This is a genomic window from Actinacidiphila acididurans (genome assembly GCF_016918855.1).
In the GTDB taxonomy this organism is placed as follows: Bacteria; Actinomycetota; Actinomycetes; order Streptomycetales; family Streptomycetaceae; genus Actinacidiphila; species Actinacidiphila acididurans.
The window spans coordinates 213,339-229,174 of record NZ_JADKYB010000012.1 but is presented as its reverse complement, the minus strand read 5'-3'; the positions used below and the strand labels follow the sequence as shown (position 1 = coordinate 229,174).

Below are 15,836 nucleotides of genomic sequence, written 5' to 3'. Positions count from 1 at the left end.
GCGTTGAACCGCTTACGGGGACCGTACGTGTCACTGTGCGGGACTGTGGCAGCAAGTGGAGGATCACGGCGTGGCCGACATCGTCATCGACTACGAGCTCCTGAACCAGTTGGGCAAGGACACCGACACCCTCAAGCACAAGATCTCGGACGCGCGGACGTCCAACCACCACTACGCGCCGAACGACGTGGGTCCGGACGCGTCGTTCATGATCGACATGTACTACCACGCGTGGAGCGGCGCCTTCAAACACGCCTGGAACCTGCTGGAATCGCTCAGCAACACGTACACCAGCGTCGCCAAGCAGTGGTTCGACCAGGACGCGGGCTACGCGGCGACCGCCAACGAGCAGGCGGCGGGCTTCACCCACAGCATGTGGGAGATGAAGAAGTCGGCGTACGACAGCTGGCAGCGACTGTCGCACACGTACGTGACGGTGCACGGCTTCGACGACAACGGCAACCCGTACGAGAAGCAGGTGCCGCTGGCGGACCCCAACCAGCCGCCGGAGGCGCCGGGGACCGAACCGGACGGCTACCACTACACGGCGTCCGACGGCAGCACCCACAACACGACGTCCACGTACGACTCCAACGGCAACCTGACGTCGAACGACACGGTCGTCACCGACGGCAACGGCGGCCTGAGCTACCACGAGCACACCACGTTCGGTGACAACGGCAGCTACACCTCGACGGTGGAGCACCCGGACGGCACCAAGACCACCGAGACGGTCACCGGCAATGCCGACGGCACCGGGACCAAGACCGACGTCACCGTGGACGCGGACGGCAAGACGACCACCCAGACATGGACCGGCACCGGCGTCAACGGCGCCAATCCGACGTGGACCCAGACCGACGACACCAGCAACTCCGACACTCAGCACGGTGGAGGCGGCGGCGGTGGCGGCGGCGGAGGCGGTCACCAGGTCAAGTAGCGGTACCGGACTCCCGATTCCCCCCGAACCGACCCACCAGGCACCCCACCCAGTAGAGGACATACCGTGCCCAGCAACAACGTACAGCTCGAATACACCCAGATCGACACCGTCTCCTCGCAGCTCAACAACGCGGTGGCGAACATCAACCCGCAGCTGCTGACGCTGAAGAACTCGGTGGACAACCTGCTCAACGACGGCCTGTTCCTGCAGCAGACCAGCCCGGCGATGCAGCACGCCTACGAGCAGTTCACCACCCAGCTGCAGCAGATCGTCACCAAGATCGGTGACTTCGCCAAGCAGTTCACCGACATCAAGACCCAGATCAACGACATGGACACCACCATGGCGAACCAGATCAACCAGAGCAGCTGAGATTCCTGGCGCATGCGGAAGAGGGTGCCGGCGGTTGTTTCCGCCGGCACCCTTTTTCGTACGGTTTTTCGTACGGTCGTTCAGCCGCTCAATTGTTCAGCCGATATTCCACGGGCGTTCAGTCCGCGTCGCGGGCCGGCACGGTGTCCGGCACCAGGACGGTGAGCAGCGCGCCGCCGGTGTCGGTGGTGTAGCCGCGGCCGGGCACCCGGTTGACCCGGATGATGTTGTGCGGCAGCCGCAGGCCCAGGACGTCGCCCTCGCCGACGGTCTGCGGGGAGAGCAGCAGGCCCTTGCGGGAGCGGCGGACCTGGCCGATCCAGGCGCTCAGCGGCGAGACCAGCGCCTCGGCGGGCCCGGCGGCCACCAGGCCGAGCGAGCGGTCGCGGCCGGAGGTGGCGATGTCGCGCAGCACGTTGTCGGCCGGGGTCATGGCCAGCAGGTCCGCGTCGTCGACCAGCACCACCGCCGGGCCGCCGCCCACTTCCTGGAGGGCGGCGGTCACCTCCTGCTCGGTCGGCGCGAGGGACGTGATGACGACCGCGCCGGCCCGGCCGTGCAGGGCGCGCAGCGGCGACTCGCGGGGGGCGAGCGCCACCACGCCGGTGCCGCCGCGCAGCAGCGAGACCGCGAGGGAGGCCAGCGCGGTGCTGCGGCCGGACCCGGGCGGGCCGGCGATCACGAACGAGGACGACACGCCGGAGAAGTCCACCCAGACCGGGGCCACGTCGTCGCCGCCGATGCCGAGCATGCCGCGCATCGGGCGGCGGTCGGCGGCCGCGGTGCGCGCGTACGCCTCCTTGAAGGGGATCTGCGAGGGCAGCGTCTCGATCCGGAACGGCCGGGCCGCCGCGGGCACGCCCTGGTCCCGCCGCTCGGCCTCGGCGCCGATCCGGCGCAGTGCCTCGGCCTGCTCCTGGCCGCTGGGGCCGCCGGGCAGGACCGCGACCTGGAGTTCGGCGCCGCCCTCGGTGCGAAAGCCCCGGCCGGGGCTCATGGCCGACGGGACCCGCTGCCGTTCGATGCCGTGCATCACGTAGTCGCCGACGTCGTTCATCCGCAGGATCAGCTTGTTGTCGTTGAGCGCGGCGATCCGGCCGCCCATCAGGGCGCGTTCGGAGGTCACGATCACGTGCATGCCGGCCGCGGCGCCCTCCCGCAGCAGCATCGCGACCTGGGAGACCATCCGGCCGTCCTCGATGTCGGCGATCAGGGCGTTGAGCGTGTCCCAGCCGTCGATGAGGAGCACCACGTGGGCGGGGCGCTGCGCGGGCGGCAGCAGGCCGCGCAGTTCGGCCAGGGTGCCGGCCGAGTGGGCGGCCAGCAGTTCCTGGCGATGGACGAGTTCGGCGGTGAGCCGGTTGAGCAGCCGGCCCAGCCGTTCGATGTCCGCGCGCGGCACCACGGCGCCGGTGTGCGGCAGCGCGGAGATCGCCGCCAGGGCGCCGCCGGCCGCGTCCACGCCGTAGAAGTGCACGTCGGCGCAGGAGTTGGCGCGGGCGAGAGCGGAGGCGATGGTGCGCAGTGTCTGCGAGCGGCCGGAGCGCGGCATGCCCAGCACGTACAGGTGCCCGAAGTCGTTGAGGTCGAGCAGCACCGGCGGCTGTGCCTGGGCCCAGGGCAGGTCCTCGCGGGCCCAGGCGGCGGGTACGACCCGGCCGTCGTTCGTCGGCGGGGCGGGCACGGGCAGGTCGGACAGGTCCAGCGAGTCCGGCAGCGGCGGCAGCCAGGGGCTGGGCTGCGGCTGGTGGCCGGCCAGTCCGGCGGCGGCGCGGATGGCGTCGACCAGGGCCATCAGGTCGGTCGGGCCCTCCTCGTCGGCCAGGAGCGGGAACTCCTCCTCGTCGTCGTCCTGCGGCGCCTCGACCGCGCGGCCGAGCCGCTGCCAGGGCAGCGGGGTGGTCCACAGCGTCGACTCGTTGTCCCAGCCCTCCTCGGCGCCGTCCCCTTTCGGGTCCGGGTCCACCGGGGCGGCGGGCGCGGCGGCCTCGGGGCGGGGCGCGCCGACGTACGCGGTCTGGAAGCTCATCGCGGAGCGGTGGCCGAGCCGGACCAGGGCCCGGCCGGGGGTGGCGGACGAGATGCCGGCCGCGTCGGGCACGTCCAGCACGTCGGTGCTGTCGGTGACGTCGGTGACGCGCAGCGAGATCCGCAGGTTGGTGTTGGCGCGGATGTCGTTCGTGACCACGCCGGCCGGGCGCTGGGTGGCCAGCACCATGTGCAGGCCGAGCGAGCGGCCGCGCTGGGAGATGCCGACCAGGCCGGGGATGAAGTCGGGGATCTCCCGGGCCAGGGTGGCGAACTCGTCGATGACCAGCAGCAGCCGGGGCATCGGCGGCAGCGAGGGGTCGCGGCGGCGCAGCGCCCGGTACTCGGGGTGGTCCTTGGCGCCGGCGCCGGCCAGCATGTGCTCGCGGCGCACGAGTTCGGCGGTCAGCGAGGCCAGCGCGCGCTGCACCAGGTGGCTGTCCAGGTCGGTGACCATGCCCATGGTGTGCGGCAGCCGCACGCAGTCCTTGAAGGCGCTGCCGCCCTTGTAGTCGACCAGGACGAAGGTGAGTTCGTCCGGGGTGTTGACCGCCGCCAGTGACGCCACGAACGTCTGGAGCAGTTCGGACTTGCCGGAGCCGGTGGTGCCGGCGATGAGCGCGTGCGGGCCGTCCTTGACCAGGTCGAGCGACAGCGGGCGGTCGAAGCCCTGGCCGAGCAGCACCGCGGTGGACGCGGGGCGGCGGGCCCAGCGCTCGGCGACGACCTCGGCGGCGGGCGGTTCGAGGTCCAGCAGGTCCAGCAGCGAGACCCGGTCGGGCAGGCCGCCGGTGGCGTCCGGGGTGACGTCGTGGACGGGCGCGATGCCGCGGGCGACGCGTTCGGCCCACTCGGCGGTCACGTAGTCCGGCCGGATCCCGGTCACGTCGGGCAGTCCGGTGCGGCGCAGCGTCAGGGTGTCCTTGGCGATGGAGACCACGGCGCTGGCCTCCTCGGGCAGCATCCGCTCCTCGCGGTCCACGCACAGCGGGTAGATGCCGCGGGCCGGGCCCTCCTTGAGGACCTGGACCATGCCGGGCACGTCGCGCAGTTCGCGGGCGCCGTCCAGGACGACGAGCACGTCGGGCTCGCTGTAGAGGGCGCCGCGCATGGTGGCCTGCTGGGCCAGGGTGCGGGTGCGGATGGCGCCGACCAGTTCGGTGACCCGGTTGGCGACCGTCTCGGGGTCGTTGCCCAGCAGGATGACGGGGGCGTCCTCCTGCGCGGAGGAGATCCCGGAGCGGGCGTGCGGCAGCCAGCGCGCCCATTGCCAGGCGTCGGCCGCGGCGTTGTCGGTGAGGACGCAGATCCGCAGGTCGCGGGGGCTGTGCAGGACCGCCGCCTGGGCGACGGCCCAGCGGGCCAGGGCGCGGGCCGGCTCCTCGGCGCCGGCGATGCCGACCACCTGGCTGCCGGCGATGTCCAGGCCGATCGGCATGTCGGGGATCTGCCAGAACGTGGTGCGGTGGTTGTCCTCGCGCGCGGCGTCGTCGAGTTGCAGCAGCGACTGCTGCCGGGTGGTGCCGATGCGCAGGATCAGGTTGTCCGGGTCGGTACGCCGCCGCTCCCACAGCCGGGTGCCGGGGCCGACCGCCATCAGGCCGACGACGGCCGGGTCGGGGGCGGAGGTGACCCGCACCCGGCGCTCGGCGTCCACCTTGGCACGTACGTCCGCTTCCAGGGAGGCACGCCGCAGCCGGTAGTTGGCGACGGACTGCAGGAACTCCTTGCGGCCGCTGCGCCGTCCGCTGATCCAGTTGCCCATGCCCATGATCGGGCTGAGCAGCATGAAGATCAGGTAGAAGTAGGAATGGAAGAACCACACCATGGCGAAGCCCAGGAACATGGGCGCGATCATCACCAGGAACGGGATCGGCCGGCGCTTGGGCGGCTGCGGCGGGCCGGGCAGCCGGAAGGTCTCCGGCTGGAGCGGCGGCAGCAGCCGCGGCGGGCGGTTGAAGTCCAGGCTGGTGTCCTTGGCCGAGGCGGTGACGGCGGCGTCGGCCTCGGTGGGCGCGGTCACCCGCAGCAGGTGCTCGCCCAGCACGAGTTCGCCGTCCAGCGGCCACGGCGTCCAGCCGCGCGGCACCGGGTCGGGGTCCTCGTCCGCGTCCGCGGTGTCGGGGACCGGCTCGGGCGGCAGCGCCGCCACGTCGGCGCGCGGCCGGGGCGGCGGCGCCTCGGGCAGCGACAGCCGCACCTGCGCCTCGCCGTCGGGCAGGGCGGCCAGCACCGTGCCGTCCGGCCGCACCACGACGCGCAGCCCGGCCTCGGGCACCCCGCGGCCCTCCAGCCGTACCGAACTGCCCGCGGCCGGGCCCAGCAGGTGGGTGCCCATGCCGAGCAGGTGCACCCGGCCGGCCTGCGGGCCGCCGATGACCTGGACCTCGGCGACGGGCGCCGAGCCGGGCCGGGCGGGGGTGGGCATCTCGTCGCGGACCGGGCCGTAGTCGGTGCCGGTGCGCGGTACGGGCACCCCGATGCCGATGGTGCTGCCGTCGCGGATGCCGGCCGACGCCAAGGTGGCCGACGGGTCCAGCGGGCGCTCGCCGAGGTAGAGCGTCACATCGGGATCGGCGCTGCGGCCCTCGGCCGGTTCCCCGCCGGCGGCCAGCAGTTGCGGGGCCAGCCGTCCCACCGGGGCGCCGGCGGCGGCGTTGACCAGCACGTCACGGCGCTCCCGGTGCTCGCCGTGGACCGTGGTGATGAGGAGTTTCACGACTCGTTCCGGTTTTCCTCGTGAGGGGAGGGCGGGGCGGGCGTCCGCGGGGACGCGGAGGAGGTCGCGGCGCGGGCGTCCGCGGCGGAGACCGAGGTGATGTCGGGCTCCGCGAACAGTTCACGGACGGCGGAGCCCGGCGGTTCGAGGGCCGGCTCGGCGGGGGCCCGGAGCGGGGCCGGGCCGGCCGTCGTCGCACGCAGCGGGGGCGGCGCCGGGCTGGCGTGCGGCTCGGGCACCGGCTCGGCAGCCGTGGCCTGCGCCGCGGGCAGCGGCTCGGCCGGAACCGGTACGGGGCCGGCGGGCGCGGTACGGGCCGCCACCGGACGGGCCGTCACCGGCTCGCGGGCGGGCGGGACCCGGACCGGCGGGGGTCCGTCGGGCGGCGGGACCGGGGCGGTACCCGGTGTGGCCGGTGTGGCCGGCGCCGGTCCGCGGCGGCCCGCCGTACGGGACTTGCGGGCGGTACGCGCCACCGCCGGGCCGAGCGGCGCCGCGTCGGTGGTCAGGCCGAGGCCGGCCGCCTGGGCGCGGCCGCGCGAGTTGACCCGGATCTCCCAGCGGTGACCGGGCACCTGCCCGGCGACGACCGCGCGCAGCAGTCCGGCGGCGGCCATCCGGCCCAACTGCGCGGCCTGTTCGGCGTCGGGCGCCGCGCACACCACGACCACCGGGCGGGAGCGCTCCCCCGCGAGGCCGTCCAGCGAGTCCAGCAGCGAGTCCAGGTCGGGGCCCTGGTGGCGCGGGTGCACCCCGCGGGCGACGATCACCTCGACGTCTTCCGCCAGGTCCAGCCAGGCGGCCACCGCCTGCACGAAGGACCGGCCGGCGGCGCGGTCGCCGTAGGTGCTCAGCACGCCGGGGCCGCGGGCGAGGTCGAGCAGCACCACCGCGTCGTCGTGCAGGCCGACCGGGACGAGCATCCGCGGGACCCCGTCATCAACGGCGTCCGGATCGACGGTGTCCTTGTCGAGGGTCAGGCCCGGCATCGCCGCGGGCGCCAGGTCCTGGCCGGCGGCGAACCACAGCCGGGCGTCGCCCTCCGTCCGCCACGGCGCGGCGGGCTGCGGCACCCGGCGGCCGGCCAGGTGCACGGCGACCTCGGCCGCACCCCTGCGAACCGGCGCCACGCGCACCGCGAAGCCGTACGCTTCGGCGGCGCTCGGCGCCACCGCCGCGTCGACGCCGTTCAGCGCGTCGTGCGCGGTGCCGGTCGTCGCGCCGGCCGACAACAGCCGCGTCAGGTGCCGCACGGACGCCCGGAACCGCAGGAAGTCCCGTACGGGCTGGGAGAACGCCCCCCAGGTCAGCCGCACTTGGCGGCTCATCGCGCGCCAGGCGCGCCGCCAGCCGCCCTGTCTGCGCACCAGCCAGCGCAGCAACAGCAGGGCCAGGAAGAGCAGTTCGACGAGCGCGACGATCAGCGCGCTCGACCCGGAATTCCATGGGAGTGCGACCGCCGCCGTGTGCGTCCGCGCCACGGGGACCGGCGGGCCCACCTGATGGATGTGCACGAGAACCTCTCGGAGTTCGCCACTGGGGAATCGGGAAACGGTCGCGGTCGGGCACGACAGGAGAACGGGAACAGCGGCCGACGTCCCTCGTGCCCGTACCGGATGCCGCCGCTTTCCTCACCGGCCGCACCGCGCCGCGGACCGTCGCCACCGGTGTCCAGGTGGGAGTGTAGACGGCAACCACCCCCCGGTCCGCCCGCAGGGCAACTGATCCTGCCCTGCTCGGGGCACGTGTCGTATACGTCCCCCGCTCCCGGGCGCACGCCGGGGTTCCCGCGGGTTACATCCGGTGGTACGCGGGGCGGTCACGCGCCGTCGAACGGACGAGGGCGCGCGGGTGAACTTCCGGGCCGGAAAGGTCCGGTCGGTGACCCGGGACAGTGCCTAGTGGCCCTCCCACTCCGGTTCTGGCCGGGTGGTGGGCGCGGCGGGGAACGGGGCGTGGTCCGGGGCGGCGAGCAGGAGGGCCTGGGCGGCTGCGTCGAGGTCCACGGCCGCGCCGAGCGGCAGGTCGAGTTCGGCGGTGAGCAGGGCCTTGGTCTCCCGGTGGGCCGGGGCGGGGCCGGCGGCCAGGCGGTGGGCGAGCTGGTCAGCGGCCTCGGCGGCGCGGTCCTCGGGGGCGAGCGGGCCCACCAGGCCGATCCGTTCGGCCTCGGCGGCGTCAACGGGATCGCCGAGCAGCAGCAGCCGGCTGGCCCGGCCGAGCCCGACGAGCCGGGGCAGCAGGTAGGCGGCGCCCGCGTCGGCGCCCGCCAGCCCGGCCCGGGTGAACGGGAAGACGAACCGCGCGCCCGGATCGGCCACCCGGAAGTCGGCGGCCAGCGCGAGGGCTGCCGCCGCACCGGCGGCTGTCCCCCTCACCCCGGCCACCACGGGGAACGGCGCCTCGCGCAGCGCCCGTACGACCTGGCCGGTGGTCCGGGTGAGCGCGAGCAGTTCGCCCGCGCCGAGCGCCAGGGTGGCCGCCACGATCCGTTCCGGGTCGGCGCCCGACCCGAAGCCGTGGCCGCTGCCGCCGAGCACCAGGACGCGGGTTCGCCCTTCCCGGACCAGCTCGGCCACCACGTCGCGCAGCTCAGCGATGATTTCCGCGGTGAGCGCGGGGCGGTCGGCCTGCTCCGGGCCGACCGTGATCACGCCTCCCGACCTCTCCAGCCGCAGGTAGCGCGTGCGCGCGGCGTCATTCGCGGAGCTGCTGGGGTGCCTCGGGTGCGGGCTCATGGCGTGGCCTCCTCGATGCCGACGCTATCACCCGATTTGTCGGCATGTAGGGTTCGCCGGGCGTGCCCCGGGCCCGCCTGACGGCGGGCGGTTCGCCGGGAGAACCTAGGGGCGAACCCGGGGGATCAGGCGAGCGTCGCCACAAGGATGGCCTTGATCGTGTGCATACGGTTCTCCGCCTGGTCGAAGACAACGGACCGCTCGGACTCGAAGACCTCGTCGGAGACCTCGAGGTGTTCCAGGCCGTAGCGGGCATGGATCTCGCGGCCGACCGCGGTGCCGAGGTCGTGGAAGGCGGGCAGGCAGTGCAGGAAGGTGGTGCCGGCCTTGCCGGTGGCGCGCATCACCTCGTCGGTGACGGCGTACGGCTTGAGCAGGTCGATCCGTTCGTCCCAGACCTCCTTGGGCTCGCCCATGGAGACCCACACGTCGGTGTGGACGTGGTCGGCGCCGGAGACGGCCTCGGCGACGTCCTCGGTGAGGGTGATCCGCGCGCCGGTGGTTTCGGCGAGCCGGTTCGCGTCGGCGATGACGGAGGCGTGCGGCCACAGGGGGCGCGGCGCGGCGATGCGGACGTCCATGCCCAGCAGGGCGCCGGTGATCAGCAGGGAGTTGCCCATGTTGGAGCGGGCGTCGCCGAGGTAGGCGTAGGAGATCTCCGGCAGCGGGCGCGGGTTGTGCTCGGTCATGGTGAGCACGTCGGCGAGCATCTGGGTGGGGTGCCACTCGTCGGTCAGGCCGTTCCAGACCGGTACGCCCGCGTGCGCGGCGAGTTCCTCGACTATGGCCTGGCCGTGGCCGCGGTACTCGATCCCGTCGAACATCCGGCCGAGCACCCGGGCGGTGTCCTTGACCGACTCCTTGTGCCCGATCTGCGAGCCGGACGGGTCGAGGTAGGTGGTCCTGGCGCCCTGGTCGGCGGCGGCGACCTCGAAGGCGCAGCGGGTGCGGGTGGAGGTCTTCTCGAAGATCAGCGCGATGTTGCGGCCGGTCAGCCGGGGCTGCTCGGCGCCGGCCTTCTTGGCCGCCTTCAGCTCCGCGGCCAGCTCCACGAGGTGCCGGAACTCCTCGGGCGTGAAGTCCAGCTCCTTGAGGAAGTGGCGGCCCTTGAGGTCGACGGGCATGCGGGGAACTCCTAGGCGTCGCGTGGTGGTCCTGCTCCTCGGCCGCTCTCCGGCCGCTGGAACTCTATACGATAGTCAGCATTCTTATACAGACCCGAGGGCGGGGGGGCGCGGGTGGTCCCGCTCACACTGCCGACCTCCCCCTTCTCGGGTCCGCCCACACCATCCGCCCGCACCGTCCGCCCACACCATCCGGCCACACCATCCGCCCGCGCCAGGTGTCAGACCGCGTCCCGTTCGATCGGGCAGCTCATGCAGCGCGGGCCGCCGCGACCGCGGCCCAGTTCGCTGCCGGGGATCTCGATCACCTCGATGCCGCGCTTGCGCAGGAACGTGTTCGTCGTCGCGTTCCGCTCGTACGCCACCACCACGCCCGGCTCCACCGCCAGCACGTTGCAGCCGTCGTCCCACTGCTCGCGCTCGGCGGAATGGACGTCCTGGGTGGCGATGAGCACGGTGATCGCGTCCAGGCCGAGCGCGGCGGCGATCGCCCGGTGCATGTGCTCGGGCGGGTGGTCGGTGACCTTGAGTTCGCCGTCGGCCGCGCCGGGCTCGATGGTGTACGAGCGCAGCATCCCCAGGCCCGCGTACTGGGTGAAGGTGTCGCCGTCCACCATGGTCATCACGGTGTCCAGGTGCATGAAGGCCCGGGTCTTGGGCATGTCCAGGGCCACGATGGTCTGCGCGGAGCCGGCCGCGAACAGGCCGCGGGCCAGCATTTCCACCGCCTGCGGGGTGGTGCGCTCGCTCATCCCGATGAGCACCGCGCCCTTGCCGAGGACCAGGACGTCGCCGCCCTCGATGGTGGAGGGGTAGGCGGCCTGGCCCTCGGACCAGACGTGGAAGCCGCCGCCGGAGAACAGCGGGTGGTGCCGGTAGATCGCCTCGAAGTGCACGGTCTCGCGCTGCCGGGCCGGCCAGCGCATGGCGTTGATGCTCACCCCGTCGTAGACCCAGGCGGAGGTGTCCCGGGTGAACAGGTGGTTGGGCAGCGGAGCGAGCAGGAAGTCGTCGAGGTCCATGGCGTGGAAGCGGACCGAGACCGGTTCGGGGAAGCGTTCCAGGTACTCCCGTTTGGTCATCCCGCCGACCAGCGCCTCGGTGAGTTCGGCGGGCGGCAGCTCGTCGAAGGCGGCGCGCAGGTGCTCGGTGGCGAGCGGGCCGTACTCCTTCTCCTGGAAGACCCGGTCCAGCACGAGTGCCTTGGCCGGTGGCAGCAGCAGGGTCTCGCGCAGCAGGTCGCCGAAGAGGTGCACCTCCACCCCGCGGTCGCGCAGCACGTCCGCGAAGCCGTCGTGCTCGGCGCGCGCCCGGCGCACCCACAGCAGGTCGTCGAAGAGCAGGGCGTCCTTGTTGGTGGGGGTGAGCCGCTTCAGTTCCAGGTCCGGGCGGTGCAGTATGACGCGGCGCAGCCGCCCGGTCTCGGAGTCGACATGGAATCCCATGAGCTAGACCTTCCCACCGGCGGGCGGAACACCACAGGTGGGACGCGACCGCGCCGGTCGCGGGGTGCGGGACGCGGCCCCGGGCCGCCCGCAGTTGAGCGGCCCGGTGATTCGCGTCACCATGGCGGCGGGTGGGGACGCGCGTCTATTGCCGCGAGTGGGGAGGCGCGCCCATCGCCGCGGGTGGGAGCACGTCGCCCCAGCCCGCCGGTGGGGGACTCGCCCACGGATCACAGGCGCGGGTCGACCGGTTCCGACTCCAGTGCGAGGACTGCGAAGACCGCCTCGTGGACCCGCCACAGGGGTTCACCGGCCGCCAGGCGGTCCAGTGCCTCCATGCCGAGGGCGTACTCGCGCAGCGCGAGCGAGCGCTTGTGGCCGAGGAACCGGCCGCGCAGCCGGGCCAGGTGCTCGGGGCGGGTGTACTCCGGTCCGTAGATGATCCGCAGATACTCCCGGCCGCGGCACTTGATGCCGGGCTGCACCAGGCGGCCCTCGGCGGTGCGGGTAAGGGCGGCCAGTGGCTTGACGACCATGCCCTCGCCGCCGGCCCCGGTCAGCTCCAGCCACCAGCTCACCCCGGCGGCGACGGACTGCTCGTCGCCGGTGTCCACCACCAGGCGGCCGGTGGAGCGCAGCAGCCCGCTCGTGTCGGCCGCGACCATGCGGTCGATCAGCGCGAGCTGGCGGTCGTGCGGGAGCGCGGCCAGGTTGCGGCCGGCCGCGGCGAGCAGGTGGAAGGGGGCCAGGCGCACTCCGTCCAGGCCGTCGGTGGTCCAGCAGTAACGGCGGTAGGCGTCGGTGAACGCCGCCGCGTCCGCCGCCCGCTCCCGCTGCCGGGTCAGCAGCGCCGCCACGTCGGTGCCGCGGGCGGCGGCGGACTCCAGTGCGGCGAGCGCGGGCGGGAAGGCGGCGCCGCCGGCCGCGCCCACCGCCGCGTACTGCCGGCGCAGCAGACCGGACGCCTTCAGCGACCAGGGCAGCAGTTCGGCGTCGAGCAGCAGCCAGTCGGTGTCCAGCTCCTCCCACAGGCCGGCGTCGGTGATCGCCCCGCGCAGCCGGGTCAGCACCGCCTCGGTGACGGCGGGGTCGTCGAAGAAGGGCCGGCCGGTGCGGGTGTGGAGGGCGCCGGTGACGGTGTCCGTGCCGAAGCGGGCGGCGGCCGCGTCCCGGTCGCGGCAGACCAGGGCGACCGCGCGCGAGCCCATGTGCTTCTCCTCGCAGATGACCTGGCGCACGCCGTCCTCGCGGTAGGCGGCGAACGCCTCCAGCGGGTGCTCCAGGTAACCCTCCTGGCCGGAGGTGGCGCTCGGGGCCATGGTCGGCGGCAGGTACGCCAGCAGGCGCGGGTCCACCGCGAACCGGGTCATCACCTCCAGCGCGGCGGCGGCGTTCTCCTCGCGCACGGCGAGCCGTCCCATCAGCGAGGTCTCCACGATGCGGCGGCCCTGGACGTCGGCCAGGTCCAGCGGCCGGCCCTCGCGGCCGCCGGGCGCCTCGCCGGCCAGCGGCTTGACCGGCTCGTACCAGACGCGCTCGGCCGGCACCTCGACCAGCTCGCGCTCGGGCCAGCGCAGCGCGGTGAGCTTGCCGCCGAAGACGGCGCCGGTGTCCAGGCAGATGGTGTTGTTCAGCCAGGAGGCGGTGGGCACGGGGGTGTGGCCGTAGACGACGGCGGCCCGGCCGCGGTAGTCCTCGGCCCACGGGTAGCGCACGGGCAGGCCGAACTCGTCGGTCTCGCCGGTGGTGTCGCCGTAGAGCGCGTGCGAGCGGACCCGGCCGGAGGTGCGGCCGTGGTACTTCTCGGGCAGGCCGGCGTGGCAGACCACCAGCTTGCCGCCGTCCAGGACGTAGTGGCTGACCAGGCCGTCGAGGAAGGCGCGGACCCGGTCGCGGAAGGCGGGGTCGCGCTCGTCCTCGGCGTCGAGCTGGGCGATGGTCTCGGCCAGGCCGTGGGTGGCCTGGACCCGGCGGCCCTTGAGGTGCCGGCCGAGCTTGTTCTCGTGGTTGCCGGGCACGCACAGGGCGGTGCCGGCCTCGACCATGCTCATGACGCGGCGCAGCACTGCGGGGGTGTCGGGGCCGCGGTCGACCAGGTCGCCGAGGAACACCGCGGTGCGCCCCTGGGGGTGGCGGCCGTCCGCGTACCCGAGCTTGCCGAGCAGCGTGTCCAGCTCGGCGGCGCAGCCGTGGACGTCGCCGATGATGTCGAACGGGCCGGTCAGGTGGGCCAGGTCGTTGAACCGGCGCTCGGTGACCACCTCGGCGGCGTCGATCTCGGCGGTGCCGCGCAGGACGTGCACCTTGCGGAAGCCCTCGCGCTCCAGGCCCTTCAGAGAACGGCGCAGCTCGCGCTGGTGGCGCTGCACCACGTGGCGGGGCATCGAGGCCCGGTCGGGGCGGGTGGCGTTGCGCTCGACGCAGACCTGCTCGGGCACGTCCAGCACGATCGCGATGGGCAGCACGTCGTGCTCCCGGGCCAGCGCGATCAGGGCCCGGCGGCTCTCGGGCTGCACGCTGGTGGCGTCCACGACGGTACGGCGGCCCGCCGCGAGCCGCTTGCCCGCGATGTAGTGCAGCACGTCGAAGGCGTCCTTGGTCGCGCTCTGGTCGTTCTCGTCGTCGCTGACCAGCCCCCGGCAGAAGTCGGAGGATATGACCTCGGTGGGCCGGAAGTGCCGTGCCGCGAACGTGGACTTGCCCGAACCGGTGGCCCCGATCAGCACGACGAGGGACAGGTCGGTGACGGGCAGCGTCCGCCGCGAAGAGCTCGCGGGGCTCGCCGGTGCCTCGGTACTGGTCATGCCACTGCCTCCTTCTCGTCCGTCGGGTCGGTGTCGGGGTCGTTGTCGGTGTCGCGGGGGTCGTCGGTGCCGGCCGGTCCGGCGGGGACGGGCTCGGCGGGGACGGGGATACGGGCGTCGAGCGCGCCTCGGTGCCGGGCGGGCGTGCCCTCGGCGGGTGCGGCCAGGGTGAAGACGGCCATCTGGGTGGGCGGGCCGACCTCGGGGTCGTCGGGGCCGACCGGCACGAACCGGACCGCGTACCCGTACCGTGCGGCCACCGGCCCGGCCCAGTCGGCGAACTGTGCCCGCGTCCACTCGAAACGGTGGTCCGCGTGCCGCACCTGCCCGGCCGGCAGCGACTCCCAGCGCACGTTGTACTCCGCGTTCGGCGTGGTCACCACCACCGTACGCGGGCGGGCCGTGCCGAACACCGCGTACTCCAGCGCGGGCAGCCGCGGCGGGTCGACATGCTCCACGACCTCGCTGAGCACCGCCGCGTCGTACCCCTTCAGCCGGGCGTCGGTGTACGTCAGCGAACCCTGCGTCAGCCGGACCCGGGACGACTGGCGCTCGCCCATCCGGTCCAGCCGCAGCCGGCGTGCCGCGATGTCCAGGGCGCGGGCCGACACGTCCATCCCGACGATCTCGGTGAACCGCGGGTCCTTGAGCAGCGCGGCCACCAACTGGCCCTGCCCGCAACCCAGGTCCAGCACCCGGGCGGCGCCGCCGTCGCGCAACTCGGCGAGGATCGCCTCCCGGCGCTGGACGGCGAGCGGGGCGGGCCGCTCCTCGGCTTCCTCGGGCACCTCGGGGGCGACCGCGTTGTCCAGTTCCTCGACCTCGATGTCGTCGGCGTCGGCCAGCCGGGCCAGCTCCAGCCGCTCCATCGCCTGTCGTGTCAACGACCAGCGGCGGGAAAGGTAACGGCTGGTGATCAGCCGCTGCTCCGGGTGCCCGGGCAGCCATCCCTCGCCGAACCGCAGCAACTTGTCCACCTCGTCCGGCGCCACCCAGTAGTGCTTGGCGTCGTCCAGCACCGGCAGCAGTACGTACAGGTGCCGCAGGGCGTCGGCCAGCCGCAGCTCGCCCTCGAGCACCAGCCCCACGTACCGGGACTCGCCCCACTCGGGGAACCGCTCGTCCAGCGCCACCGGCACCGCGCTCACCTGCCACCCCAACGGCTCGAACAGCCGCGCCACCAGCGCCGGTCCGCCCTTGGCCGGCAGCGCGGGCACCTCGATCCGCAGCGGCAACGGCGCCGCCGCCCGTTCCGGCAGCGTCCGGCACTCCCCGCGCAGCGCGGTACTGAACACCGTCCGCAGCGCCACCGCCAGCAGCGACGACGCGGCGTACGGCCGGTCGTTCACGTACTGCGCCAGCGCGGCGTCCGGCGCCCCGCCCCGGCCCTTGCCCTTCCCCCGGGCCCGCCGGAGCAGCGCCGCCGGATCGACCTCCAGCAACAGCGCCGCCGTGGTCCGCTCCGGCGACGCCTCGGGATAGAAGACATGGGCGTCCCCGTACGCGGTGGAGAACACCTGTGCCTTGTCGGGGTGCTTGTGCAGCAGGAATCCCAGGTCCGTCGCCGGACCCGCGCTGCCGTCGGTGGTGGTGATCGTCAGGAACACCGCTCGAGTATCCCCACCGCAGCCACGGCGGCACCACGCATTTCCCGGTGACCGGCCGG

General features: G+C 73.7%; 9 protein-coding genes. 2 read left to right on the top strand and 7 right to left on the bottom strand.

The window, feature by feature from the left end; genetic code table 11:
* Positions 1–70: 70 nt before the first annotated feature.
* Together ITX44_RS22900 and ITX44_RS22895 are read left to right on the top strand one after the other, a co-directional pair.
* Positions 71–940, top strand: coding sequence for a hypothetical protein (locus ITX44_RS22900; protein WP_205359192.1), 870 nt, complete (start codon positions 71–73; stop codon positions 938–940).
* A gap of 66 nt (positions 941–1,006) precedes the next feature.
* A complete protein-coding gene (locus ITX44_RS22895) occupies positions 1,007–1,315 on the top strand; it encodes a hypothetical protein (RefSeq protein WP_205359191.1) in 309 nt (102 codons plus the stop codon).
* A 118-nt stretch (positions 1,316–1,433) separates the two neighbouring features.
* Here ITX44_RS22895 and ITX44_RS22890 read toward each other — a convergent pair whose 3' ends face one another.
* From ITX44_RS22890 to ITX44_RS22860, 7 genes are all read right to left on the bottom strand, one after another.
* Entirely contained in the window at positions 1,434–6,062 is a 4,629-nt protein-coding gene (locus tag ITX44_RS22890) for an FtsK/SpoIIIE domain-containing protein (protein WP_205359190.1), read from the bottom strand.
* Entirely contained in the window at positions 6,059–7,576 is a 1,518-nt protein-coding gene (locus ITX44_RS22885; RefSeq protein ID WP_205359189.1) for a hypothetical protein, read from the bottom strand. The genes ITX44_RS22890 and ITX44_RS22885 overlap by 4 nt, the downstream gene beginning before the upstream one ends.
* Before the next feature lie 384 nt (positions 7,577–7,960).
* Positions 7,961–8,797, bottom strand: coding sequence for an enoyl-CoA hydratase-related protein (locus ITX44_RS22880; protein WP_205359188.1), 837 nt, complete (start codon positions 8,795–8,797; stop codon positions 7,961–7,963).
* Between the two features lie 125 nt (positions 8,798–8,922).
* Positions 8,923–9,921: an ornithine carbamoyltransferase gene (gene argF, locus ITX44_RS22875; protein ID WP_205359187.1), complete on the bottom strand. Its 999-nt coding sequence runs from the start codon at positions 9,919–9,921 to the stop codon at positions 8,923–8,925.
* Positions 9,922–10,142: 221 nt separating this feature from the next.
* Positions 10,143–11,366, bottom strand: coding sequence for an arginine deiminase (locus ITX44_RS22870; protein ID WP_205359186.1), 1,224 nt, complete (start codon positions 11,364–11,366; stop codon positions 10,143–10,145).
* A gap of 230 nt (positions 11,367–11,596) precedes the next feature.
* Positions 11,597–14,170 carry a polynucleotide kinase-phosphatase gene (locus tag ITX44_RS22865; RefSeq protein WP_205359185.1) on the bottom strand — a complete coding sequence of 858 codons (2,574 nt, stop codon included), beginning with the start codon at positions 14,168–14,170 and terminating at the stop codon, positions 11,597–11,599.
* The gene (locus tag ITX44_RS22860; protein WP_205359184.1) at positions 14,167–15,777 is read right to left on the bottom strand and encodes a 3' terminal RNA ribose 2'-O-methyltransferase Hen1; all 1,611 of its coding nucleotides are present in this window, start codon (positions 15,775–15,777) and stop codon (positions 14,167–14,169) included. Before ITX44_RS22860 ends, ITX44_RS22865 begins: the two co-directional genes overlap by 4 nt.
* Positions 15,778–15,836: the final 59 nt, after the last annotated feature.

Bases quoted from the DNA above. Each gene is read 5' to 3' on its own strand.
- ITX44_RS22880 (WP_205359188.1), bottom strand. From the start codon at position 8,797: ATGAGCCCGCACCCGAGGCACCCCAGCAGCTCCGCGAATGACGCCGCG.
- argF (WP_205359187.1), bottom strand. From the start codon at position 9,921: ATGCCCGTCGACCTCAAGGGCCGCCACTTCCTCAAGGAGCTGGACTTC.
- ITX44_RS22865 (WP_205359185.1), bottom strand. From the start codon at position 14,170: ATGACCAGTACCGAGGCACCGGCGAGCCCCGCGAGCTCTTCGCGGCGG.
- ITX44_RS22870 (WP_205359186.1), bottom strand. From the start codon at position 11,366: ATGGGATTCCATGTCGACTCCGAGACCGGGCGGCTGCGCCGCGTCATA.